The organism is Exiguobacterium sp. HSB13, assembly GCF_056764755.1.
In genome coordinates this window covers 1-466 of sequence record NZ_JBUZOM010000036.1, presented here as the reverse complement: position 1 = coordinate 466, position 466 = coordinate 1, and the positions used below count along the sequence as shown (strand labels likewise).

The 466-nt window shown below is 46.8% G+C and carries 1 pseudogene; it reads left to right on the top strand.

What is annotated here, in order from left to right:
* Positions 1–430, top strand: a pseudogene (locus ACZGCQ_RS16925) (ATP-binding cassette domain-containing protein); the annotation flags it as partial.
* Between the last annotated feature and the right edge of the window lie 36 nt (positions 431–466).

Sequence of the window (466 nt, the reverse complement as noted above, 5' to 3'; positions counted from 1 at the left end):
CATGAAGTTCATCCGTGAGCTCGGTTCACAAATGGGTCTTCTCGAGATGCCTTCAGAAATGGCCCACCGTTAACGCAACGAAGGTTTCTCAGGTGGAGAAAAGAAACGTAACGAAATTCTTCAGATGATGATGCTTAAGCCAGCGATCGCGATTCTTGATGAAATCGATTCAGGTCATGATATCGATGCACTGAAAGTCGTCGCAAAAGGTGTCAACGAAATGCGTTCACCTGAATTCGGCTGCTTGATCAACACGCACTACCAACGTCTCTTGAACTATATCGAGCCAGACTTCATCCACATCATGATGGGCGGATAAATCGGCATGTATGGTGGTAAAGAACTCGCACACCGTCTCGAAGCAGCAGGTTATGACTGGGTTAAAAAAGACCTCGGCACCGAAGACGTCGAAATCGAAACAAAAGCGTAAGCCGAGGGAGGAAGAATGATGACCGTAGAACAGAAA